Here is a 24232-nt window from a genome sequence, read left to right on the forward strand (position 1 = left end):
AGTAAATTGCCGGCTGAAGAAGTAGAGCGTGTAACCAAGATCACCGAACAGCAAATCGAAAAGCTTAAAAGTGAATTAAATGGTGTTGAGCCTGCCGCTCAAAAGGCTAACACTGGTGTTTCTGGGCTATCTAAGGGCATGGAGATTACCAGATTCGCTGCTACGGCTCTTGCTGGTGCTATGGCCGCCGTAGGTGTGGGTATCGGTGCTAGAGAAATTGCTGAAGCAGCAGATTCTTATACCAACCTTTCAGCCCGGATCAACATTGCAACCAGTGAAGGCGGGAACTTTACCCAAGCCATGGCCGGGGTGCATCAAGTTGCGCTGATGACCAACTCAAGTCTGGATGCCACTGCAGGCCTATTCACGAAAGTGAATGATGTAGGCAAGCAGATGGGAATGACTCAACAGCAAAGTCTGGACCTAGTCAAAACCATCAATATGGCCATAAAGACCGGTGGGGGAACTGCAGCTGCCACCGAGGCTGCGGTTGTTCAGTTTACCCAGGCATTACAGTCTGGCGTATTACGTGGTGATGAATTCAACTCCATCATGGAGCAGGCTCCAGGCATCTCAAAAGCATTGGCTCAGTCATTAGGTGTCACCACTGGTGAGCTGCGTAAGATGGCTGAGAATGGAGAACTATCTGCCGAGAAGGTTATTAAAGCCTTACACAGCCAATCAGCTGCAATTGAAGCCGATTATGCTAAGTTCCCAACCACTATTGGCAATGCCTTACAGCGAATCACTACACAATGGCAAATCTTGATTGGCACCATGGACCAAGCAAACGGCGCATCTGCAACAGTAGCGCAATGGCTGGTTACTCTTGCTGACAACATGGATGTAGTGGAGACCATACTCGAAGATATTGGCGAAGGCTTTATCTGGGTAGGGGATCAGCTTAAGAAGATTGACCCGGCCACAATTGAGGCACTTAAAGAGGCATTAAGTACCGCTTATGAGGCTGTAAAGTCCTTAGTAGCATCACTTGGCTCTATGTTTGGTACCACTGCTCAGGTGCTAGATACGGCACTGTCAGCTATCTTTGATTTCAATAGTGGTATTGATACAGCAGAAGATAAAACAAACGGTCTCACCAAAGCCTTGCAGACCGCTAGTGTAGTATTTGCTTTATTTAATGATGGCTTCAAAGGCATAGCTATTGTTGTAAATCTATTTGCTGGCGCTATGTATGAGGCAACCGGTGCATTCATGTACTGGAAGTCCAAGTTTATGCTTGGCGATGCAAAAGAGGCTGCATTTAAAGAATTTCAGGATCTTACGGCTGAAGCCAAGCGGCTCTACGGGCAAGCAGATGAACTGGCGCTAAACCATGAAGTCCAGGTTATTAAGGCTCTAGATAATATAGGAAAAACTCGACAGCAGAAAAATGATGAAGCTGTAGCTGGGGAGACCGCAACTTTTGCAGAGCTTATTCAAAAGAACACAGAGCTCACTCAGAAAGCCAAAGAATTGGCAGGCGAACGTGCTGCCATTGATGCGCAATTAAATCAAGCGCGCAAGGATGGCAACCAGTCGACCATTGATGCAATCATTCAGAAATCTAATGAACTGGAGGGCCGCGAAAAGGAGCATGCAGCCAATAAAGCCGCATTAGATAAGGATATGCTGGCTTCTGCTCAAGACTATGCCGAGGCTGCTATCAAGGCCAATGGCGGTGTCATGGACGGCGTGATGCAGGCCGATCTATTAACCAAGGGCTATATCGTCACCATCGATGAGGCTGGCAAGGTTAGTGTCCAGGCAAGTCAGAGTGCAGAACAGGCTGCTGAAAGTGCTGCTAAAAAGGAAGAAGCTCTTAAGTTGGCCAAGGAAAACGTTAAAAAGGCTGATGAAGAATATCTGGCTTATCAGAAACAGGCTGCAGCTGAACGTGCACTTCTGGAACAACAGATTGAACAAGCCAAAAAGACTGGTGACTTAAATGCATTAGCATCTGCCCAATCCTCAATTAATGCCATCAACGCTAAAGAAGCAGAGTTGGCCAATAACCGTGATTTACGTATAGCTGAATTAAATAAAGCTAATACTGGATCTGGTCAAGTGGCTGAAACTGCATATTCAAGAGCATCTGCAGCGGCGAAACTATTTGGTGTTGATCTGGATGTCTCGCTAAACAAGGTATCTAAGTCATTCAATAGTTCTGGGAATGATTTAAATGACTTCAAGACCAGATTAGAGGAGGCCGGTATTACCGGTAAACAGGCTGGTGATGTTACTTATCAGGCCTGGCTTAACTGGCTCGAGACCGCTAAAAGCCAAGCTGAAATTGATATGGCCAAAGCCAAACTTCAGGAGTTTGGGGACCAGGGCAAAGTTTCAACAAGTCAGGTAGAGCAAGGCCTAATTGCTATCAAGATGCAGGCTCAAAAACTGCCTGATGATATCGATCCTGTCACAGAGTCTTTCAAAAGACTAGGCATTGAGACCAAGGAGAATCTCAAGCTGGCCGCTCAACAAGCATTAATGGATTTTATTAATGTTCGTGATAGCGGCAAGGCAACTGCTGAGGGCGTTCAAAAGGCTTATGAAAAAGCTGCTCAGTCTGCGGCTGCATCCGGTGACGCAGGAAGAATTGCTGCAGTAAATGCAATGAATGCTGGTCGTAATCTTGAGGTGCAGATTGATGAAACCGGTAAGGCCACTGTAAAAGCCACAGATAAGGCCAATGAGTCACTGGACAGTATGCGCCGGTCGACAGATCGTGTTCGTGACGGGGTTAAAGGCATTGAGGGCAGTGTTCACTCTGCTACCCGGGCAATAGACGGCGCCAAGTCATCTACTGAGGAATGGGCTGATGCAGTCAATAAGGCCAAAGGTGAATTTGACAAGGCCATGAAGCAGCAAAGCAAGGCACTCGGCAGTTTGGATAACTATGATTCTTATAACAGGAATGATGTTATCTCTATGCTGAAATCTCAAGGTTATGACGATAAAGATGCCAAAAAGCTGGCTGGCAATATCTGGTCGCAAGCCATGGAAGCGGATCGTGATGCCAAGATGGAGAGTTACGGTCGAGGTGGTGGGGCTTTGAGTACCTTGATTCGAAGTATGTTTGACCAGGCTGCAGCCAAGGGCATTACTACCCAGCACGGGACCAATAAGATTAATGAGTTGATGCGCAGTATCAATGTGGCTTCTACCGGTTCTAGTAGCTTGAATGACTTAGCGCCGTCTATTCCTTCCGTACCATCAACTAGAGACTATGATAAAGGGGGAGACAACGTAAATTACACCATCGTTGTTGGCAATCAAAAACTCGGATTGACAGGGAAGGCTGAAGATAAGCCAATAATGGATCAGCTCATTAATCTGCTTAAAACACAGGCGAAATCAACATAATGAAAGATAATATTGTAACGTTCAAAAAGAAGCAGGCATTCAACCCTAATATTGAAAAGACATGGGGGAGTGTTAAGGGTTGGGTTTATCAAAGATTATTGCCGGCAGGCCTTCCGCAATCACTGGCAGATGAATTCTTAGAAGAATTTAGGCCCACCTTTGAAGAGATGATTTTCCCAAGCTTTGATATTTCACTTGAGCTGCCAGAATATGGCTCATATCAGGAGGATTTTAAGGCAGTTGGTGCTCTTATTAGTGAGAACATGAACAATTATTCGACCAAAGTAATTGGTATGGTGGCACACAAGGACCTGATAATATTCTTGCAAAAGAAAAAGTTAGATGGTGAGCTATAAGGGGCTTACAAGATACCAAGAAGGGGCTTAATTGCCCCTTTTTGTTTATTGGATACTACCGTTGGTATCGGCTCTTTCAATGCCTGGATCCAGGTTCAAATTTAATTGAAACTGTGCTTTTTTTGATTTATCTACCTCTTCTAGCATCCATTGATTAATTATCTCAAGAGGGGCTTCGTACGATGCTTTAATCTGGTCATATTGCTCTTGAGTGATTGGCAGATTATCAATCAATGCCCCCAAGCTTACCAAACTGTCACAGATATTTGATAGCTTGCCAAGAGTGTCTGTAGCCTCTTTCATTGAGTGTAAATTACGCTGATTGATTTGTTCTTCAAGTAGCTCAAGTGCCGTTTCAATTGGGATAAATTTTACTTTTTCGTTCATTTCTTTCACCTCGTTATTGGGGCGTTCAATTAACTGCTATACGCCGGATTTAGGCGTTGGGAAGCAATCACCTCTTAGTTTAGCTATAGTCTTCGAAGCACCAGTTAAGTCAGCCTCATAATCGACCAGCTGATCCGAAACATTAGATACCTGAACCAAGATTTTCTTTGCTTCAGACAATTGAGGTATTATTTTTTCAGACTGATCCTGTGTTAATACCAGGACTGTATTGTGTGTGGCCATTGATGTAACGCCGTGGATAGGCGGATTATCATCAACTTTTACGGTATATCTGCCAGTAGGTCCAATAGAGTCAAAACCATCTGTGCTGACTGGCACACTAGATGTAATAGCAATAATAAGATCTGTATCACGATGCCCATTGCATGCGAGTGTAAAATTCCCTTCTACTGGCTGGCGGGTATCATAATTAACAAATTGAGTGATTGCGGCATAGGTAGTAGCACCTGAAATAGGATCTCTATCGGATAAATACTTCCAAGGAGATTGCTCCTGCTTCACAGGAATCTCTTGCTTAGCCACGGCGCCTGAATCCTTATTGCTAATAAGAAAATACGCCGCAACGCCAATAGCGATAATTACTGCAGCAATAGCTACAATTATCACAGGGCTATTTTTATATTCTTTTCCGCATGACTTACAGTGCGTATCTGTAGGCCTCATCGGCTTTTTGCATGACTTACAGTATTTAATCCCCATACCCATTAACCCTATAAAAATTAAAATAATCAATTCTGCATTCTAAATGCGGAATTCTGGTTTTTGTTAAATCTTTGATGAGCCAGAAAGTAGCTCCCATGCTTCACACGCCATCCAATGAGTAACGCCCATCTCCCTCAAAATATCTTCATCACCAGGAAGGAATTCTTCATGATTGCAAATAAATGCACCTTTTCGATCAGATCCTTTTGTAGTGAATGGGATAGGCTTGTCGACCTCAAATATATTATTCAAGGGTGGCAGTTGCTCATCCAATGAGATCCATCCTTTTGCCTTAAGTAATACTGCAATTTCATCTTCTGTCATTTTCTTGCCTGTCACTGGTAGTAATAACCGTCCAACGGTAGTTGAACGGATGTTTGACTGATACTTCGACCTAATCAGCCCTTATGTTTTGTCCTGAGAGTTACTGACGATGGCTGCCTCAACGGCTTCAATCGTGCAGTAAATATTGGCAAATTCCTTATCATTCATTTTTGAAGTAGCCTGAGATAATGCATCGTGAATAGTGACCAAATCACCCATAGTGAGCACAAGGCTGACTTCTTTATCCATGGGTATGTGAGCGGCTTTGAGTGGTCTCTCGAAAGCAATAATGTATTTATCAGGCATGATTATTTGCCTCCTTTGTTTTTGATAAGGGCAATACGTACATCCTCCTGGAGCACTTCAGAGAACAATTTGTTTAAATCCTCAAAGAAGTGAGTAAAAGTACTTTCATCTGCTTTTCCAGGCGCCTTAATTAAAACCTCGAGGTTTTCCAATAGACGGCGCTTTTCACTCACACTTATAAATTCAGCCAATTTTTTTTACTCCTAAAATAAGCATACACGTGGATCAAGCCCTTCTTTAAGCGCTCGCCTTGGTCCACATAGGCCGGTTGGTGACTGTTTCTGCCATGAGCAAAACTCAGCCTTAGGGCAGTCATATGATTTTGATGGGCCTATGTTTTGGCGCTTTGGCTTATTGGGGCCAATCACCAACGTATGGCCAGCCAGTGCCTCATCCACGCCGTTCAGCCCACCACTGCTTTTGCACATATCCCAATGTGGGCACGAGGTGCCACGATCAAAACCGTATTTCTCCGGGCAGACAGCGCCCTTATCACCGGTCCAAGGAGAGCCATTCGGTGCAATCAATGGACACATGGTTGCTGGACACTGAGTACTCATGGCAGCACCTGGGCTTTCTTCTTGCAAGTTGCGCATGCATACCCACGTCCTTCATAAACATAAAACTTTGCATATCCATGCTTGCTGCATTCTCCTACAAAGCTATTCTCGCCAATGGCCAATGTTTCTTCTGCAGCAATTCGATTTCTTACCAGTCTTGAGGACAAATCAACTTTAGCGGCATATGCCTCCTTTTTGCCTGCTGATGCCACCGCATCGCTTTGACCTTGGATGACCAAATCCATTAAGGGGTGATCTATCCCGCCCAGAATCGCAGAATGGACTGACCTGATCGCATAGTTTGTGTATTCAGGCCTTTTGGTGTTTTGTGCATGAGCCTGTAAAGTATTTTTAACCTGACTTAATGTGATAATCACAATATTCTCCAAGCTTTAGATTTTTCTATTTTCATTAAGAGGATGTATCGTATTTTCGATATTCCGCCGCAGGTACAAGGCCGAGAGGAACCTTTCCAAAGCCCAGTAGCATTTCGCCTTTTTGGCAAAATTTGACATGCCGAACAATCTTGGCTTTCCCTGTCTCGCGATTGATGGCCATCTCACCCACATTGAATAGATCGCCATATTTAGCAGCACTCTTAGTCACTAGCACCTCGTAGGGCTTCTTCCAGGTCATCCAGAATCACCATTGCATCCTGGTGCGCGTAACCATCCAAAAGCTCACACGCCGTCTCGCAAAGAACTCTTGCTGCTTGGAACTTGTTTTCCAGAGCATCGATGCTGGTGAATATTGATTCACATTCTTTCTTTTTTGATATGTAGCACTGCTCCATGTTGTTGAGCTGAGAGCGAAGGTCATCGATGATGACTTGTTGTTCCTGCCATGCATCCCACTGCAAACCTATGGCCAAAGGAACCGACCTACCTTGTCGACTTGGTATATACAGTTTTCCATTGTGAAAAAATGCTGTTGTGCGTTGCTTTTGAATGCGATTGATAAATCGAACTTCATGATCTTTGGTGGCGCCAAAGTCCTTCAGCTTCTCGTAGTAAATACGCTCACCATCCACAACATAAGAGGCACAAGGCAGGCATTGGTCTGACTGCTCGTGGCAAACTGGACATGATTTAAACTCGCTCATTTGGCCATAGCCGGCAATTTCATTCATCACCTGGTCTGTTGCATCAGGCATGTCCAACGCAAGGACACTCCCGGAAACTCGGCACCCGCCGCCGGTAGCCTTAAAGCTATAAACTTTCTTCATTTTTGTTCCTGTAATTCTGGTATTTCAATCAGCTCAACAGCATGGCCAAGACTCTTATAAAAGCTCACCACACGATTCCAGTGATGCTCATTTGCACTTTCCCAGCGTAAAGGGCGGCCATTGTTATGTTGCGTGAAGGTCAAGCAACAGAACTTGCTGTCCTTGTTGCCTTTCTTGTAATAATTGCGGAGATTGCCATTCAAAATGAAAGCAACCTCTGCCCCAATTTTCTGGCCAAAGCGAATAACCTTGTCTTCGTCATAGCCGGGCAAATAATCTTTCTTGGTCACGCCGTAGCCCCAGATTGCTGTTTTGAGAGCATCTGGATGCGCTGCTTATGTTTCCTTGTCCATAGTGTCCAGAAACGATTCCGGCACTGACTGAATGCATCTGATGAACAGATTTCACCCCTACCAATAACAAGCCGTGCATCTGAGTAACGGATCTGCATGAGTGATTTGAATTGCTCAGCCTCTTCCATGCTGAAAAACGGCGCATCCCAAGTACCAAATTTTCCTTTGGTGGAAGAGTTGTCACTGGCATTAGCCACGGTGAAATAATGGCAGCGGTCTGGATCTTGAGTAATGGCCTCAAGCCATGCTTGCGTTTGGGTTTTAGGGAGGCTGTTCTTAGGCATGGACATGTCTCCGGATGAATTCAACCTCAGAAACGGTTAAGGCCTCATCGATGTGGTTTATCCGCTTTTTAATAAGTCTTTCCTGAGACATTGCCTTGCGAATTGAGCCTTCTGGTATCTTTCTTTTTAGGCCTGTATGAGTGATAACTACATAGCCAATCCCATTGACTGGGTGGTTATGTATCTCGATTATTTTAAGCAGGTCATCTGTATCCATTAGATCCAGATATACAACGTAATCACCCATGGTGAACTTCTGCAGTGCTATATGCAGCTTGATATCTATCTGGCTATCGTTACAGGCCTCATCAAGCACATTAGCCTTTTCAAGCAATATTGCAGCTCTGCGCAATTCACTAAGTTTTATTAGGTCATATGGATTGCCCCAGATCACCCACTTTCCGCCTAGAAATACCGAAGTCACTACTCCTTGAGGCGCAATACCTGTGCGTGCATATAGGCCAATTTGCAGCTGATAGAAAAAAGCAGTCTTGTCTGGTACGTTGGCCAGAATAAGTTTTGCCTGCTTAAGCCCGCCTGCTGCATGGATAAGGCGCTCTGCCTTCTTGGTTTTAATCATGGCTTAACTCTCCATTTCCTGCAGGTGGAGTAAGCAGGCTGTACTGGCGTGTATGGCCATTGTTCATGCGCTCACGCTTAATAGCTGCCCGGATCGATGCCACACTGACCATGTGCGGATCTGTTTCAAGCTGGCTATTTGAACGTCCTGACTCAGTCCACTTGTCACAGCAGAGCATAAGGGCGCGGCCATTAGGACCTTGCTTATATTCAGTACCATTCTCACCGTGAACATGTGATGTCTCTTGAGACCGCATGCAGCTCAGGAAGATGACGGTTTTATTCAAACCGCGTTTTTTAAGGAATTCTTGGCCTGTCATGGTTGTATCCTTGAATTATTGTAAAAGTTGAATAGAGCTTTAAGGCGCCCTAGTCCTTGAATTCCCGAATGGCAGCTTCGACCTCTGCCCATATCGGGTGTGTTACCTGGATTAGTCCAAATCTCAAATTGAATAAAAATTCAGGCTTAATTTTTAATTTCCCAAGCAAATAGCTTTTTCGGGTACTTTTCGCACTTAACCAGTTGTCCAGATAGAGTGCAGTGGGATCTGAATAGCCTCTACCTTCACTCAATAGCGTAGGCTCTTGATTTGTACTCAGGACTGCAGCTTTAAGTGGATGATTCGTACCGTCCTTAATGGCCAAGTACACTTCCTTGGCGATATAAATCTCATACGGCGGACGTTTTTGCCTTTGAGCCATTAGGATTAATGCATTACGCACTTCAGTTAGAGTCATTTGATTGCACTCTTTTTCTTACTTGTATGACCATTCCATTAGCATTGGACTGATGGATCTGAACTTGGTGGTTTGATCGGGGATGCTCTACATAGCCAAACTTAGAACCTAATATCTTTACGCCGTTGATATTGGCCCAGCTCTCAACTGACTGGGTGCAAATATGCTGACGCTCTCCCATTTCATCCCAGTAGATAAAATTGTCTGCCTGGGCACGAAATAGATTGAATGGGGATCTTATGATTGTAAGTTGAGCGGTAAAGCCATTAGGAAATACCGCTAGGAGTGTCATGCAACAAGCCTCTTTTTAGGCCCTGTCTGATCACCTAAATTGCTAGAGTTATGGGCGCTGATGATCATATTTTTCGAATCAATGATTTCATCCATTAGTTCATTTAGATCATTGCAAAACAACTCGGCCACTTGATGGGCAGCATAGAAGCATGAGGCCTGAATAACCTTGATGTGATTGAAGCGTATTGTTTCAGACACAAGCACAGAGATACCCTTGACCACCAGTTGTTGCTTGGAAAGGTCTACAGCGGTCAGTTCTTTGACTACGTCCATATCTTGAACAGCGCTATCAATAAGCCGCATTGCAGAGAATGCAATAGCTTTAATGGATGTTTCAGGGAGATCGTACTCATCAATACTTGACGCAATACGAAGAAGAGTGTTTTTAGCCGAATCGATGCTCATTGAGCAGCTATCTAAAATAGAGATCGCTTTTTCCTGATTTTGGATGAATAGCTCAAGGTCTAGTGTTTGAGAATCATTTTTCATTTTTTAACCCATGATATCTGTACGAGTACCGATCCACTTGCCTGTCATTAAGTGTTTTGCGTCAGTACCAATTTATTTTTAAGCCGTTCTAAAATTTACCCTTCGACCGGTAAACTACGGCGCCTATCCTTTATTGAAGTACGCAAGAAGATCCTTCTTGGCATACAAAACCTTCCGAGTACCTTCAGGCTTGTAAAAGGGAATACCATCACCTTTGCAGCGCTTAGCTTGTAGCCAGGAGAGGGAGATATTAAAAACCACAGCAACATCCTCGGGAGGAAAAACAGCCTCGTCAGGAGCATTCCAGAATGACTGGGTGATTGAATCCTTTTCTTCTTGAGACATGCGATCCAGCTTTGTTAAGCGCTTAGACATTTTGCTGACCTCCAATGGTCAGTTCTGCTTCAAGGTCTTCGCGAGCAAGATCCAAACAGTTCGCGTAGTCATCACTTAAGTAATGGGCAATATCAGCTAATTTTTTAGCCGTAGTTATGGACCAAGGGGACCCTTCTTTAAGTTCTTTGCGAACTTGGCCAATGAGAACGTTTAACCAGGCAAAGCGCTCAATATTTGCATGAAGATCATCAAGAACATCTGTTTTGCTAACTACATTACTCACGCTGCAAACTCCATTTCATGACCATTGGCCAAACGATTGATATTGGCAACAGTAGCGCGCACATCAGTAATGATAAAAAGAAGGGCTTGCAGAACGCTTAGCAACTCATTGCGGCTGGTGTCCATGCGTTTAGATTCTTCCAGCTGGAATAAAACGCCGTAGATAACAGCAATGGATCTTGAAAGGATTTTGGTAGTGGTGAAAGGGTTGATGCCTTCCAAGAGGTGTAAAGTTTTCTGGGTAAGATACACAGATGTCTCAAGCATAGCTGACAGTTTAGATTCAGCCAGTTCATGACGCTGGTAGCTATTCACAGCACGATTTAACGTGTCATGCATAAAACCAATCTGCGTATCCACTTGATTTAGACTCGTAGCGATTGCCACAAGATCAGCGCCATTATTAAAAGTAATCATATCGTCCTCTATATCTGTACTAGTACATAACAAGGACGATCTTAGCGCATATATACTAGTATATGCAACATTTAACGATAATAATTAAGAGATTTGTGGTCTTAAATTCTCAAAACATTGAAATTAAATATTATTATTTAATAGATTCAATGTCAGCTGCAATCAGGCTCTTAATATAAGATGCCTTCTTGATGTTCTTTTCATTGTGAATTTTATTGAGATGCTCAAATAAAGCCAGCTCGGCCTCATCCTCTAAATTAAACGTGATAACCAATTGCTTAATCTTACCTCTATACCGAAGTTGGGCTTGAGCCTGAGAATCTAACTGTTTGTTCATATGTATACTTCTCCATTCCCGGTGAATTATAGATACTTCAATCAAATGATGTGGAGTAAGGCTTAATTTCCGGAAAAAACATTCATTGAATGGGTAAAAATTAGCTGCTTATTAAGGATCCGAATAAACAACTCACAACATATAAGAAATAGAGAAAAAGAATATTGGCAGCATATAGGGGAGCGCGCATTTAGAACGTCGATATATTTCTGCTTAGGCTTTTTGCAACAATAAACAATATTAGGCAATATTTCACAGTAACAGGCAATAAATTATCAGACCAGTTAGTCATAAAAATAGCGAAGACTTGTCTATGGAAAACCTAGAAATTGCATAGAAATGCTGAAAATCGACCATTGGTTGACGCGTGGAACCATAAACCGTCCTGATAAATGTTGCCATTTCATTTTTTTTAATTGAAAATGTCGGTTTAGCGACCCAAACGAAAGAATTCTTTAATGCCACGCTTTGACATGGTTTTAAAAGTTCTAGGCGTTAAAAAGCCCCAAAAAATGCGAAGGTCGAAGTTTGCATTAATTGAGGCTTTTTAGATGTCAATGAAAACATTAACAGTTGGGATCATGGTTGTGACAGGCCTTTGATTCCCAGCACTAACTAAACCATCTATTCGAACAGGATAGATAACACCAAAAAGGAGTAATTTAGAGCAGTATAGTAAGTGATGTACCGTGATTTTATAGCCAATAAAGCTTTTTGAACACTGCTAAAAGACAAAAAGTTGTATAAAGTTGTATAAAATTGCATGTTGTTGCATCTTATTGCATCGTATTGCTTGGAATTGCTCAATATTTGGTGTGTTTCGTAAAGGACACATCCATGCACTTGCCATGTAAAGATAACCTTAAAGAACATAGCGCCCCTGAAGCTGATGCTACAAATATAGTGGGCACATCATTTATCTCTGGGGAAACTGGGCTACATATTCGCCAAGTACAGAGACTTGCTAAAAAAGGGAAAATTCCTAAAGCAAAACGCTTCGGAATAATTTACGGCTGGCAATACAGCGATGTAAAAGACTTCATTGAAGCGAATAAAACAAAACAGTTGAATGCATCTAATGACCCTGCTTATTAAGCGGGGTTTTTGCGTTTTTATTGGGAATAAAGGGAACTTAAAGAAATTTAAGATATTTAGAAATAGAAAGGCCCCGCAACTATAACCGTCCAAAGTCTAGTTGCGGGACCCAAATCCGGAATCAATTATAACATGTTGTTAAAGACCGTCCATCATTTTTTAAGCGATCTGGGGTATAACACAGACAGGCTGCCAGCCTATCTTTCCCCTGAAGCAGAATATCGAATCCCATCAATTGGGAAAAATTCTAAAAACACTTCTACGTCTGTAAGACTCAAGACCGATGGGACATACTTTTACTATGACCATGCTACTGGTGCCAGTGGTGCGTTTAATCCTGAGTGGAGTAGCAACAAAGCACCTACTGAAGAGGAAATTGCAGAGCTACGGCGCAAGGTAGAATGGGCTAAACAAAAAGAGCAGCAACTAAAACAACAAAGCTATGCCGCCAAGAAGAATGAGGCTCAGCAGATCTGGAATAGAGCTGTAGATTGTAATGAGCACCCATACTTGCAAAGCAATCCTAAAACAGCCTGGATTACTCCAATCGGAGCACGGCGGCTCAGTCATGTAAAAACCAGTGGGAAGCAATACTTTGTAGATCCGCTCATCATTCCACTACATGATATTGAAACCAATGAGATCGTTAGCCTTCAATTCATTACCATGGAGGGTAAGCGCCCACTGGCTGGCGCGCAGTCAACAAATTATCACTTTGTAATAGATGGGAAGCTGCCTTCTGCCTTCTGCGAGGGCTATAAAACAGGGCTGGCATTTCACCATGCTACCGGTCACCGAGTTGTGGTCTGTTTTACTGCAGATAAAATTAAAGAAGTATTTGGAAAGCTGGCCAAGCCTGATGATTTCATTATTGCCGATAATGATAACGCCGTAGATCGTAATGATGACCTGACCAAGAAAGTATTACTTACCAGGCAGCAAATTATTGCACGCGGTAAAGGGCATAAAGTTGCCATGGAGACTGGCGCAAAATTTTACATGCCGCCCAAGCCAGGCTCAGACTTTGCGGATTTGGCCAAAGACCAGATCAATGATGTTCTCTCATCGTCTCCAGTGACAGACTTACCAGTGCTGGATGCATGGAAGCAACTGAAATCCAGTGCCGTAGACATGTCTGGTGATAGATTACTTCAACTCATGTCTATGGAAATGGATCCAATGCGATGCGCGGACCTGGCACATAGCTATGCAGTCAAATGTATTAAGTCCATCCCATACCAGATGAGTATATGGGATGTAAGAGAGTCTATTGACCTGGCTACATCCGGCAGACTACATCCGGCTACACTGGACAGTATCATTGCAAAGGTGAACTACATCCTAGAGTGCAATGAGAAGGCCGCTTTATCTGAAGTATGGGTCTCACCAAAGAAGCTAAAACAGCACCGCCTTCAAGCCATTGACAGCTTAGACCAGCTTAAGCTTCGCAATTATGGCCAGATATTCAAGAACAAGGTATTTGTACCGGTAGACATGCAGAATGTAACTCTAGTTCCTTACCGGGAACAGCGATACTACAAGGGCGTTTACATCATTCAAGCACCTACCGGATCAGGAAAGACCCAGCGGGTAGGTTTCCCATTTCGCAGATGGTGTTACACGAATAGGCATACATTTCTGTCTATTGCTCACTTGCGCAGCCTGATCCGTGAAATGAGTGAAAGACTTAAAACGGATCATTATGAAGATGAGAAACACGCCGTTAAGAAGGCCATAAAGCAGGGAAAATTTGACCAGTGGCGAAGTTCACAAGATGCACTATCCGTGTGTCTTCCAAGTATCAATTATGAGCATTTCCGGGATTTTGTACGGCGCAACAAGTATGTGTTTATCGATGAGATATCACAGGTGCTCGAGGCTTTCACTACCGATGATATGTTTCATCACACAGATGCCAGACTGGTGCATGATCTTCTCTGTGAAATTGTGGCCAAGGCTGAATGTTTGATTGTTGCTGATGCCAACATCAATGAGCGTACGCTAAAGTTTATTGAACGCTGCCGCCCTGGAGAAAAGTTCAATTTTGTCCAGATTAAACCAAAAGATGAAGGCAAAAAGGTATATGTCCATAACTCCGACGCGGGGCTGTTTAGGCATATCCTGTCTAGAATCATGGTAGACAATCAGAACATATGGATTACATGCGATACCAAAGACAAAGTAAACGAGCTGTCACGCGCCTTGAGTCACTATGACGATATCAAACACTTGGCTATTACTGGACCCAACCAGGGAATGAAAGAGCAGGCTGCATTCCTGAGCAACCCGGCTGAAGAATCGAAAAAATATAATGTAGTGATTGCCAGCAGTGTAATTAGCTCTGGCTTATCCATTGAGCACGATCATTTTGACTTTGTTGCTGGCTTCTTCTCTGGTGGGACTATCAAGCCTACCGATGCATATCAGATGATTGGGCGTGTGCGCCGTTGCAAAGAGTTCCATCTATTCCTAAATCAAAAACAAAAGACCGAAATTAAGGCTTCGCGTTTACTTATGGGTAGACAACAGGCCAGTGTGCTTGAGGATGGTAAAGAAGCTGAAATTACGGAATTCTCCAAATTACGCACTAACATGATCGAAAGCCGCTATCGAGCGATTTCCAACTTTGCCAACGGCTTACTATGGATCCTAAACTCAAAACGCTTTGAGATTTGCAGGTACGAGCTATCAGCGGAAGATTATGAATTCCTGGCAGACCATAAAGAAAACTTAAAGCAGGCGAAGGAAGAAGTCAGTGAAGAGCGCCTGAATGCTTTAAAAACAGCTTGTCCTATCTCTGACGCCGTAGCAGAAAGCTTAAAGTTAAAAACCTTCCTTGATGAACAGGAACTGATTGAGCTGGAAGCATGGCATATTAAGAAATCACTGGGGTATTCAGCAGACCATATGCTAACTGATCGTGACCTAATGGTAAGTCCAAGTAAGGTTGTGCGCTTCAGTGCTGCTATAGGTCGCTATAAAGCCCTGAATGACAATCAGAAGGACATTACATCCCGAAGCTACCGGAAGGCGCTCAGCAAGATCTATTCAATCGTGTTTAATGGTGTGGAGTTTGCACCTGGTTCAATCTTCTATAAGCAGTGCGCACAAAAGATTATTGATCGGGTTTATAAGTATCGTTTCCTGCTGGTATCCATTGGTGCCATTCCTCGCTATTTTGGCGCAGAAAACTATAAGCCTAGTAAGACCCCGGCAAAGGAATTAAATGACATTCTGAAGCACATGGGACTCACTGCGAAGCGAAAACGCAATTCAGAGAAAAGTGTACACATGGCCGTATACTTATATACAGAAAATAGGTCATCTGTACATCTTTTGGATCTGGTTGGTGAGTCGCATTACTACCAAATTGAGTCTGAGTCTCTCAACCTGATGCAGGAATATAGTGACCTGAAATTTAACTCAGAGCAGGTCCATGTAGCGAATAACGCCGTCAATCAATTTGAGCTGGATGTCATCAATAAATTAGAGCTGAATCATTTGGTATCAGGCATAGAAAATGGCAATGTCAGGTTGCAGCAGGTAGAGGTAATCAGGCCAAGTGCCAATGATGGACCGGATGAGGGTGTATTTCACATGGTCTATAGGATCGTGAATGAGTAGATGGTAACTCATAGCATGAAATGTAGGCACATGAAATGCAGCTACATCCAATGTACCCAGTAAAGTAAATTCTTTCCTGTATTTCTATAGGAAAATAGAGTCATGTGTACACTTTTCTATAGAGAAAAGGGGTCATGTGTACATCTTTTTTAGCAAGTCTAGTTTTCAAAAAAGCAGGGTGACCAACAGGCAATAGCATGCTCACACAGTGTGGTTGTGCAAAAAAAGCTAATACCAATGAGCTATCTGAATAGCCTAAGCATGTTGCTTAAATGTGTTTAAATAAGCATAAATTTTATTTTTAGAAAATGGATTTGAGGATGAGTGAATCTTGTGGCAACGATAAGGAATTAATAGTTTTTCGCAATGAAAGCGGAGATCTTGGATTCTTCCAAAGGGACGGCGATAAAGTCCACTATATCGTTTACCCTGCTTCAGGGTCCACCATTTTGACCACTGATGATATTTCTTCATGGCATACATGGAGTCGACTCTTTGCAATTGGTATGGAAGAAGGAGATCCTGAGCAGATAACACCGAAAGCTATTAACTATTTCTTATCAAGAAAAGCACTCATAAATCCTAATGTTGTGCAGCTCCATCGGATTAAATATCCAGGCTACTATTACCCTAGAATTTTTCGTAAGAATATTGAGTTCAATCCCTTTAATCCTAACTTCTTGCAGGATATGAGAGCCTATCAGAACATACAGTCGAGCCTTGATAACTTATTTAACTTTATTGAGCCAGTTGAACTTAACCTAAAAACTTATGGTCATAAGATAAGGGAGCTGCTGATCCTGGCATGCACCGAGGTTGAATATCTATTGCTTAAGGTATTGACCGAAAATGGTTATCGGGAAAAAGAAAGATATAGCACCGCGGACTATGTACACTGCAGAGATGTATTAAAGCTTAATCTATATGAGGTCGAACTTACCCAGTATTCGAGTTTAGGAATATTTACACCGTTTAAGGACTGGAGTGAAAGCAGATCTACTGCATCGATCCCCTGGTACAATGCCTACAATCAAGTAAAGCATAATAGAAGCGATAATATACCTCATGCAAATCTTAAGCATTTACTGGATGCCGTAGCTGCAATTCATATCCTGCTTGAGAGTCAGTATGGTGAAAGGATCTTTCAGGGATTATTTGGCGCACCAGAATATAAAAGCGTCTTTTATACATTAACTCGTCCGAATTGGGAAATTAGTGAAATTACTGCACCAATATTAAAGACTGAAGATAAATCCTATAGCGTTCAAACTGAATGGTTGAATCAGCGAAAATATTTTGAAGACTATCCTATTTAAGTAAATTACTAAAACCACTCTATAATTAATTATTCCCGCCCATATACTGCACATAATGGAGATTATATGCAGTATATGGGGGAGTATTGTTTTTATAGGATTTTTATAGGTACTGCACATAATAATAGTTATATGCAGCATGTGGGGGAGTGGTCTGTCTACTATTACGTAAACCCCTGTCACTACTTTGTCATTACGTTACAACACCGTAGGCATGGTGATCACAGGTGTTTTGCTTTATTTATAAGCATTTCCAAACACAGAGATACACTGAGGTACAAATGTGTGTCTAATCTGGTGTATCGGGTAGGCATAGAGTTACATGTTGGTCTGCAGAGGACTGGGAAATATTTATTTTAATAGTGGGGTAGGGGGGTAAAAATACAGGGAACTAAAGATTATATAAGTAATCTTTAGTATGCTGCCTGCCGTAAAATATATTATGTTAATTCCAGAAATACAGTACCAGAGACTTACCTGTGTATAATTGGAAACAGATTATAGTAGTAATCTGTTTCCAATTTTTTGGTTAACTTATGTTCACCTGAAATCTAGTTCATAACAAAACATCATTCGAATATTAATAAAATCATGGATTTGTCTATATAGTTTTTATTTTGAAATTTTTCTAGTTCATGAACTTGGTGAAATCGATGGTTTTTAACCATCAAGATGCATTGTCTAAACATTGGGCAGAGTATGGTTTTTTAGTTTTGATAGTTATTAGTAGGCAGAGTTAATTGGATAAATTTTAACTTTTTAAAATTAAAGTCAGAACAAAGTAAATAATAAAAAAGCCCTCTAATAGAGGGCTTTTTTATTGCTAATCCTTGATATAAATTGTTGGGATTACAGACATACCAACACGTAACTTATTTGCTTCATCTTGATTAGGTAAAATGCGAATACGTACAGGCAAACGCTGCACAATCTTAGTAAAATTACCTGTCGCATTATGTGGAGCTACTGCTGAATAACTAACACCACTGGCAGGACCAACACTTTCTACAGTACCTTTTAATACCGTTTTCGGTAGTGCATCAACTTTAATATCAACATTTTGCCCAGTTTTAATATGAGCAAGTTGGGTTTCACGGAAATTTGCAGTGATGTACAGTTTATTCAAAGGTACAATCACCATCAGAGGTTTTCCTGTATTAATAAAAGTACCTGCACGTACTGATTTTTGTCCTACTACGCCATCAACAGGTGCTGTAATTTGGGTATAGGACAGTTTTAATTCCGCAGCCGCTTGAGCAGCTTTCGCCTGAGCCAGTGTCGCTTTCGCACTTTCCAATTCAGCTTTTAAAATATTAATTTGTTGTTTTGCTGCATCAAGCCCAGCCAGACTTTTATTTTTACTGGCCAGATGGATGCTTAACTGTGCTTCAGCTTGTTGCATCGCTTGTACTGTACCTGAACCATCCGCAGCTAGATTACGGTAACGGGTTTGATTTTCTTTAGCCAATTTTAATTCGGCATTATCTACATCAATGGCCATCTGTGCTTGACGGATAGCAGTTTGCTGTTGTGCCAGTCGTGCTTGAACATTTTGAATAGAGGCATTTGCACTTTCAACCTGAGCTTTGGCAGCATCGACAGCTACAATAAAATCCGCATCATTGATAGTTGCCAGTAAATCACCTGCTTTGACCTGTTGGTTTTCTTCAGCCAAGACCTGATGGAGGGTTCCTGAAATTTGAGGGGTTACCAAAGTAAAATCTGCTTGTACATAAGCATCATCCGTGGATTGACTGGATGCATTGGACTGTGGTGAATTTAAATAAATCACACAGCCAATCGCCACAATAAGCAACACGACAATACTGATGATTTTGGTTTTCTTTGGTAATGACATGATGAAGTATCCTGATTAAATCACTGGAGGTTTTGAGCCTGTTGTAGGTCTGGGGCAGGGATATAGGTCAAACGTAAAACAAATGGAATCAGTAACAATGCCAGTACACCGAGTACCAAATAAGTATCAGCCACCGATAGAACCAGTGATTGTTGAGTAATGATTGCCATAAGTTGTGCAGGTTCTAGCGGTTCTGCAAGTGTAGGATGAGTGAATGCGGCATGACTGGATAACATTTCTGCATGAAATTGTCCTCGTATCACCATAAACTGCCCAACCACCGCACCGCCTAAAAGTGTTCCAAAAGCACGCAAGGTATTAATCGTGCCCGAAACATAAGGACCTTCGGCTGGTTGAACAACGCTAGTACAAAGGAATAACATGGACACGATTGCCATCGGCTGCCCAAAGGCTTGCAGGCTTTGAATCAGCACAAATTGGTCTCTATTCCATTCAGAGTTAAGATGCATGCCTAAAAAACAGGACAGGGCGATTAGCAATAATCCACTTGCAAAAATCCAGCGTGCATCAATCCATTTTTTATATAGGAAAATAGCAACCACTGAACCTAATATCAGTTGTGGCAAGGCAATCATCAATCCGATAGATGCCATCTGCTGTGGACGATAATTCTGTATAGCCTCAAGATAACGCATTGGTAATAATGCCCCTGAGGTCAAGACAATCAACAGAAATACAAATAGACTAAAACCTAATCCAAGATTGCGACGACTGAGAATTTGCAATTTGATAAAGGGCGATGGGTGATACCATTCTGTTAGCAGATAAACTGCCAATAAGGTTAAACCTGCCACAAGTGACATCACAATAAGTGGGGAATTAAACCAGTCCAGACGAATACCCTGGTCAAGGGCAACGGCAATTAAACCTAGCGCAGGAACACCCAAAGCCATCCCGAACCAGTTGGCCTGCGGAAAACGTTCCATTTGGATTTTATCTTTTGGCAAACCCCAAGCAATCAATCCACCCGAAATCAAGGCAAGTGGAATAATCTGCCAATATGCCCAACGCCAATCCACAATGCCATCAGTCCAGAAGCCGGTTAACCAAATAGAGAGATTTGGGGTAAATGTTGCAGTCAGCGCATACAGTGCCAATCCATGCAAACGAATATGGGGTGGTAGAAATTTTAGAGCTGCCATCATCAATAATGGAATCATTGTTCCACTGGCAATACCCTGTATAAAACGGAAAAATAACAGTAAATTAAGCTGATGAATAAAGGGTAGGATCAGTGCCAAAAAGGCACATAGACTAATCATCCATAATTCAAAGCGACGCATCGATAAAGTAATTGCAAACCATGCAGCAAAAGGCATTGCAATCAATTCACCTGCACTATATACCGTTGTCAGCCAAGAGGCATCATCTAGGCCATAACCCAAAGCCCCACGAATATTAGCTAACGCCAACGCACCAACACGATTATTCAGCCCTGCCATCATGGCAGCTATCAAAATACCGAGTAATCCCAAAATGGCACGTTTCGGTGGACGATTTCCTGTAGCTGGTGATGATGATGTACTACTCATGGTGTCACCAAAGAATTATGAAACGTGGTGACATCCCAACCGCCACCCAATGCCTTATACAGATTAACCACACTTATCGCTGCATTGGTAGAACTGGTATTTAACTGATTTTGTGCAGCAAGTAATTGACGTTGTGCGGTGAGTACCGTCATATAATCCGCCACACCTTGCTGATAACTTCGTTTAGCTGTTTGGAAAGCCTCTTTATTTTGCTGATAAGCAATTACCAATTCAGCATGATGACTACGTTGAGCTGACCATGTATCAATAGCATTATCTACTTCATGCCAAGCACGTAGCACAGTTTGACGATAGGCGAGAGCCGCTTCTTTTTGACGGGATTCATTCAATGCTAAACGTTGTGTTAGTTTCCCACCCTGAAAAATAGGTAAATAAACCGTTGGACCAACAGAAAATAAATGGGAATCCCAACTAGCCAAATCGTCCAGTTCAAATGCTTCTACACCAATACGTCCCCTTAAACCAATACGAGGATAAAAATCAGCTTTGGCAACCCCAATCGCTGCGGTTGCTGCATGCAATTTTGCCTCTGCGCGTTGTATATCAGGACGTTGATGTGCTAATTCAGAAGACAGACCGACCGGAATATTCTGTGGTAATTCAGGTAAAGTCAAAGCCTGACTTAATTGTGCATCCAATGCTTTTGGTTGTTCACCTATCAATAAAGCAAGTGCATTCATTAATTGATTACGCTGCTGCATTAGGTCAGGCAGCATAGCCTTGATACTAGCATGTTGTGCCAAAGCAGATGCAGTTTCAAACCGTGTTGCTACGCCATTACGTTCACGGCTTTCAGTCAATTTGACCAGACGATTAGCAATGTCCAGATTTTGTTGGGCAATTGCAAGCTGTGCCTGTATACCACGTAACTGCAGATAAGTTTTTGCCACTTCCGCAGTCAATGCCACTTGAGCTGCTTCACGATCATAAAGGGTTGCTTCAAAAGAAGCGGTTGCCCCTTCACGCATCCGTCTAGTACGTCCCCATAAATCTAGTTCCCAACTGGCATCAAAGCCTAATTGCCAAAAATCGCTGGCGTTTGTCGGAGCCCCCAGAGCTGCAAACTTGCCATTTTGGCTCAACTTCTCACGGGAATAACTTGCTGAACTATCAATCGTAGGTAAAAGCTGTGAGGAGGTAATGCCGAGTTGAGCCCGACTTTGTTCAATACGTTCTGCTGCCATTTGCAAATCAAGATTATTTAACTTGGCACGTGACTGCAGCTCAATCAAAACTTTATCATTAAATATCAACCACCACTCATCAGGAGTTTTCGCCACTGATGAAAGGTAGTTCCTGTAAATATCATCTGGGCGAGATGCCTGTGGGAGCTGCGTGATTTCACTGCGGGGTTTTGCAAAATCAGGACCGACGGTACATCCACACAGTGAAATTATACAAAATGCTGTACCTGCATTTTGTAGTAGTGACTGTAACTTCATAGACATCTATAAATCCTGTTTTGTACCGTACCGCTCGGTTTAATTTGTGGAGAAAAATACCAGAAATCTCACTACATCCATAAGAATGGGTGACTTAGTTAAAATGTTGGCATGATTGAAGTGTACCGATCGGTTTGATATAATGTCAATATGCTATAAATAGTTCTTTTAATATTTGGATATCTTTGATGCAGCAGATGAATCATGAATTTACTGGTAAAGCGCTACAAATTCTTCAGGCGGCCCGTCATGTTTTTTTAACACATGGTTTTGCCGCAGCGACCACGGACATGATTCAACAAGAGGCAGGGGTTTCTAAATCAACAATGTATGCGCATTTCCCTAACAAAGAAATGCTATTCACCGCAGTTATTGAGGCTGAATGTACCACATTTACGGATACTGTCCGTGATATTCAATTTGAAAATGGAAAATTAAGAGAAACTCTAACTTTATTGGCACATGCTTATCTTAAGATTGTGCTTTCACCTGAGGGGCTTGCAGTTTTTCGTGTGGTAATCGCAGAGGGAATACGGTTCCCTAATCTTGCACGAGTATTTTATCTAGCTGGTCCACAAGTCATGATTAACATGATTGCCGAGCAACTCACTCATGCAGCAGCAGCAGCAGGAGAGATCGATTTAAGTGAATTGGGCTGTGATAACGCTGCTAGCTTATTTATCAATCTGGTTAGAAGTGAACCCCAACTACAATGTCTTACTCATCCAAATGCTGCTCCCTCTGACATACAGGTTGATCAATGGGTCAATATCGCTGTAACAACTTTTATGCGTGCTTATGGGTGCGAACAGTCAAAATGATTTCTTGTTTCTAAAAAATCTACTTATTTATTTTATATAACAGGCGTTAGTAAGTCCTCGTATGCACTGTGGAACAAAATAACATACAAGTACTGTCTAGCAACTATGCTTTATATGCTGAGGTGTAACGCAGATTCATGAAAATACTTTCAGAATTTGTATCTCCCAAAGAACAGGAGGTGTATTCCATTAATGAGTGTTTTTTAGATCTGACGCCTTATGCTGAAAAATATGATTTGACTGGATATGCGCAACAAATGCTTCAGCGCATTTTATCTTGGCTTGATCTAGCAGTATGTATCGGCATTGGTCGAACCAAAACGGAGGCAAAACTTGCTAACCATATTGTGAAGAAAAATACATATTCATTTTATAAAGCTAATTATGAAATTTTGCACAAATGGGTTTTATTTCATAATTAGCTTTATTTTTTGCCGATTTCATTTTTAGCTTTAATTTCTACTGAAAATTTCAAAATTAACTTTTATGGACACAGGGAGTTATGAAGTAAATGTATCATGTAACCAAGTTAACATAATGTATATTATTTTGCATGTCTCTATAAAAATAGGTTGAAAATAATAAGAGTTATTATTAATTATGGATTATATGTTTCATTTTTATAGGGTATTAAAAAGCCCAATAAATGGGCTTTATATTATTAATTATTAAAATCAAATTTTGATTATTAGAGTAGCTGTAATTCTTTCGCCTTAATTTCTACAGCCTCACGATCATTTCCTTTACTGTCCTTCCATTTTCGTGTGTGCAGAGATCCCTCGATATAAACCTTGCCACCTTTCTTTAGGTACTTGGATACTACATCCACCAGCCGGCCCTGAACTACAATCCGGTGCCATTCAGTCAGCTCTCTACGCTCACCGGTATTCTTGTCTTTCCAGAATTCAGATGTAGCCACACTGAAGGAAGCAATAGAAGATCCATTTTCAAATGTTTTTACTTCTGGATCCTTGCCTAGGATTCCCATGATAACGGCGCGGTTTACATTTGGCATAAGTGCTCTTTTAGTTTCGGCTGGATATATACAAGTATATAGCTTGAGCAGGTCGTTTAACATAATTAGTATTATACGAAATGCAATTTTTAAGCTATTGATATATAAGTATTTAAATCATGTAGCGCCGT

Annotated in this window: 29 protein-coding genes and 1 pseudogene; 7 read left to right on the top strand and 23 right to left on the bottom strand. The window is 42.0% G+C overall.

Features of this window, described 5'->3' with window-relative positions; genetic code table 11:
- A partial coding sequence (locus ACIG3F_RS13090) for a tape measure protein (protein WP_396470240.1) occupies positions 1–3366 on the top strand: 3366 nt, incomplete at its 5' end.
- Positions 3366–3722 (top strand): hypothetical protein, encoded by a 357-nt coding sequence (locus tag ACIG3F_RS13095; protein WP_396470241.1) that lies wholly within the window; start codon positions 3366–3368, stop codon positions 3720–3722. The genes ACIG3F_RS13090 and ACIG3F_RS13095, both read left to right, overlap by 1 nt.
- 45 nt (positions 3723–3767) lie before the next feature.
- On the opposite strand, the gene ACIG3F_RS13100 is transcribed toward ACIG3F_RS13095, so the two are convergent.
- The 19 genes from ACIG3F_RS13100 to ACIG3F_RS13190 form a co-directional block, all read right to left on the bottom strand.
- Positions 3768–4109, bottom strand: a complete 342-nt coding sequence (locus tag ACIG3F_RS13100) for a hypothetical protein (RefSeq protein WP_396470242.1) — start codon at positions 4107–4109, stop codon at positions 3768–3770.
- Between the two features lie 36 nt (positions 4110–4145).
- The gene (locus tag ACIG3F_RS13105) at positions 4146–4862 is read right to left on the bottom strand and encodes a hypothetical protein (protein ID WP_396470243.1); all 717 of its coding nucleotides are present in this window, start codon (positions 4860–4862) and stop codon (positions 4146–4148) included.
- Between the two features lie 33 nt (positions 4863–4895).
- Positions 4896–5156 carry a hypothetical protein gene (locus ACIG3F_RS13110; RefSeq protein WP_396470244.1) on the bottom strand — a complete coding sequence of 87 codons (261 nt, stop codon included), beginning with the start codon at positions 5154–5156 and terminating at the stop codon, positions 4896–4898.
- Positions 5157–5237: 81 nt separating this feature from the next.
- On the bottom strand, positions 5238–5462 hold the full coding sequence (locus ACIG3F_RS13115; protein ID WP_396470246.1) for a hypothetical protein: 225 nt from the start codon (positions 5460–5462) through the stop codon (positions 5238–5240).
- Between the two features lie 2 nt (positions 5463–5464).
- Entirely contained in the window at positions 5465–5653 is a 189-nt protein-coding gene (locus ACIG3F_RS13120; protein WP_396470247.1) for a hypothetical protein, read from the bottom strand.
- Between the two features lie 12 nt (positions 5654–5665).
- Positions 5666–6022, bottom strand: coding sequence for a hypothetical protein (locus ACIG3F_RS13125; protein WP_396470248.1), 357 nt, complete (start codon positions 6020–6022; stop codon positions 5666–5668).
- Complete coding sequence (locus ACIG3F_RS13130) at positions 6019–6399, bottom strand: hypothetical protein (RefSeq protein WP_396470249.1); 381 nt, start codon at positions 6397–6399, stop codon at positions 6019–6021. Before ACIG3F_RS13130 ends, ACIG3F_RS13125 begins: the two co-directional genes overlap by 4 nt.
- A 34-nt stretch (positions 6400–6433) precedes the next feature.
- A complete protein-coding gene (locus ACIG3F_RS13135) occupies positions 6434–6628 on the bottom strand; it encodes a hypothetical protein (protein WP_396470250.1) in 195 nt (64 codons plus the stop codon).
- Positions 6621–7247 (bottom strand): hypothetical protein, encoded by a 627-nt coding sequence (locus ACIG3F_RS13140; protein ID WP_396470251.1) that lies wholly within the window; start codon positions 7245–7247, stop codon positions 6621–6623. The genes ACIG3F_RS13135 and ACIG3F_RS13140 overlap by 8 nt, the downstream gene beginning before the upstream one ends.
- A complete protein-coding gene (locus tag ACIG3F_RS13145) occupies positions 7244–7537 on the bottom strand; it encodes a hypothetical protein (RefSeq protein ID WP_396470252.1) in 294 nt (97 codons plus the stop codon). The genes ACIG3F_RS13140 and ACIG3F_RS13145 overlap by 4 nt, the downstream gene beginning before the upstream one ends.
- Entirely contained in the window at positions 7534–7884 is a 351-nt protein-coding gene (locus tag ACIG3F_RS13150) for a hypothetical protein (protein ID WP_396470253.1), read from the bottom strand. The genes ACIG3F_RS13145 and ACIG3F_RS13150 overlap by 4 nt, the downstream gene beginning before the upstream one ends.
- Positions 7877–8464, bottom strand: a complete 588-nt coding sequence (locus ACIG3F_RS13155) for a hypothetical protein (protein WP_396470254.1) — start codon at positions 8462–8464, stop codon at positions 7877–7879. The genes ACIG3F_RS13150 and ACIG3F_RS13155 overlap by 8 nt, the downstream gene beginning before the upstream one ends.
- Positions 8457–8783: a hypothetical protein gene (locus tag ACIG3F_RS13160; RefSeq protein ID WP_396470255.1), complete on the bottom strand. Its 327-nt coding sequence runs from the start codon at positions 8781–8783 to the stop codon at positions 8457–8459. Before ACIG3F_RS13160 ends, ACIG3F_RS13155 begins: the two co-directional genes overlap by 8 nt.
- Positions 8784–8832: 49 nt before the next feature.
- Entirely contained in the window at positions 8833–9201 is a 369-nt protein-coding gene (locus ACIG3F_RS13165; protein WP_085064632.1) for a hypothetical protein, read from the bottom strand.
- 288 nt (positions 9202–9489) lie between these two features.
- A complete protein-coding gene (locus tag ACIG3F_RS13170; protein WP_396470256.1) occupies positions 9490–9984 on the bottom strand; it encodes a hypothetical protein in 495 nt (164 codons plus the stop codon).
- A gap of 123 nt (positions 9985–10107) precedes the next feature.
- On the bottom strand, positions 10108–10359 hold the full coding sequence (locus ACIG3F_RS13175) for a DNA-binding protein (RefSeq protein ID WP_085064635.1): 252 nt from the start codon (positions 10357–10359) through the stop codon (positions 10108–10110).
- A complete protein-coding gene (locus ACIG3F_RS13180) occupies positions 10352–10603 on the bottom strand; it encodes a hypothetical protein (RefSeq protein WP_085064636.1) in 252 nt (83 codons plus the stop codon). The genes ACIG3F_RS13175 and ACIG3F_RS13180 overlap by 8 nt, the downstream gene beginning before the upstream one ends.
- Positions 10600–11019 (bottom strand): hypothetical protein, encoded by a 420-nt coding sequence (locus ACIG3F_RS13185; RefSeq protein WP_253144041.1) that lies wholly within the window; start codon positions 11017–11019, stop codon positions 10600–10602. Before ACIG3F_RS13185 ends, ACIG3F_RS13180 begins: the two co-directional genes overlap by 4 nt.
- A gap of 133 nt (positions 11020–11152) precedes the next feature.
- A complete protein-coding gene (locus ACIG3F_RS13190) occupies positions 11153–11356 on the bottom strand; it encodes a hypothetical protein (protein ID WP_396470257.1) in 204 nt (67 codons plus the stop codon).
- An 837-nt stretch (positions 11357–12193) separates the two neighbouring features.
- Here ACIG3F_RS13190 and ACIG3F_RS13195 point away from each other — a divergent pair.
- The 3 genes from ACIG3F_RS13195 (at position 12194) to ACIG3F_RS13205 (ending at position 17391) form a co-directional block, all read left to right on the top strand.
- The gene (locus ACIG3F_RS13195) at positions 12194–12451 is read left to right on the top strand and encodes a helix-turn-helix transcriptional regulator (RefSeq protein ID WP_396470258.1); all 258 of its coding nucleotides are present in this window, start codon (positions 12194–12196) and stop codon (positions 12449–12451) included.
- Between the two features lie 132 nt (positions 12452–12583).
- The gene (locus tag ACIG3F_RS13200; RefSeq protein WP_396470260.1) at positions 12584–16075 is read left to right on the top strand and encodes a plasmid replication protein, CyRepA1 family; all 3492 of its coding nucleotides are present in this window, start codon (positions 12584–12586) and stop codon (positions 16073–16075) included.
- A 320-nt stretch (positions 16076–16395) separates the two neighbouring features.
- Positions 16396–17391 (top strand): hypothetical protein, encoded by a 996-nt coding sequence (locus ACIG3F_RS13205; RefSeq protein WP_396470261.1) that lies wholly within the window; start codon positions 16396–16398, stop codon positions 17389–17391.
- 823 nt (positions 17392–18214) lie between these two features.
- Here ACIG3F_RS13205 and ACIG3F_RS13210 read toward each other — a convergent pair.
- From ACIG3F_RS13210 to ACIG3F_RS13220, 3 genes are read right to left on the bottom strand one after another with little or no spacing between them, the layout of a single operon-like run.
- The gene (locus ACIG3F_RS13210) at positions 18215–19249 is read right to left on the bottom strand and encodes an HlyD family secretion protein (RefSeq protein WP_126036454.1); all 1035 of its coding nucleotides are present in this window, start codon (positions 19247–19249) and stop codon (positions 18215–18217) included.
- A 20-nt stretch (positions 19250–19269) separates the two neighbouring features.
- Positions 19270–20802: an MFS transporter gene (locus ACIG3F_RS13215; RefSeq protein WP_004894703.1), complete on the bottom strand. Its 1533-nt coding sequence runs from the start codon at positions 20800–20802 to the stop codon at positions 19270–19272.
- Positions 20799–22271 (bottom strand): efflux transporter outer membrane subunit, encoded by a 1473-nt coding sequence (locus ACIG3F_RS13220; RefSeq protein ID WP_004894696.1) that lies wholly within the window; start codon positions 22269–22271, stop codon positions 20799–20801. The genes ACIG3F_RS13215 and ACIG3F_RS13220 overlap by 4 nt, the downstream gene beginning before the upstream one ends.
- Positions 22272–22453: 182 nt before the next feature.
- Here ACIG3F_RS13220 and ACIG3F_RS13225 point away from each other — a divergent pair, with 182 nt between their 5' ends.
- Positions 22454–23086 (top strand): TetR/AcrR family transcriptional regulator, encoded by a 633-nt coding sequence (locus ACIG3F_RS13225; RefSeq protein WP_396470262.1) that lies wholly within the window; start codon positions 22454–22456, stop codon positions 23084–23086.
- A gap of 68 nt (positions 23087–23154) precedes the next feature.
- Positions 23155–23451: pseudogene (locus tag ACIG3F_RS13230) on the top strand (DNA-directed DNA polymerase); the annotation flags it as partial.
- A gap of 323 nt (positions 23452–23774) precedes the next feature.
- Here the strand turns inward: ACIG3F_RS13230 and ssb are convergent.
- The gene (gene ssb, locus ACIG3F_RS13235) at positions 23775–24101 is read right to left on the bottom strand and encodes a single-stranded DNA-binding protein (RefSeq protein ID WP_396470263.1); all 327 of its coding nucleotides are present in this window, start codon (positions 24099–24101) and stop codon (positions 23775–23777) included.
- Between the last annotated feature and the right edge of the window lie 131 nt (positions 24102–24232).

This window comes from Acinetobacter sp. NPDC052428 (assembly GCF_044547685.1).
GTDB classification, from domain to species: Bacteria; Pseudomonadota; Gammaproteobacteria; order Pseudomonadales; family Moraxellaceae; genus Acinetobacter; species Acinetobacter lwoffii_G.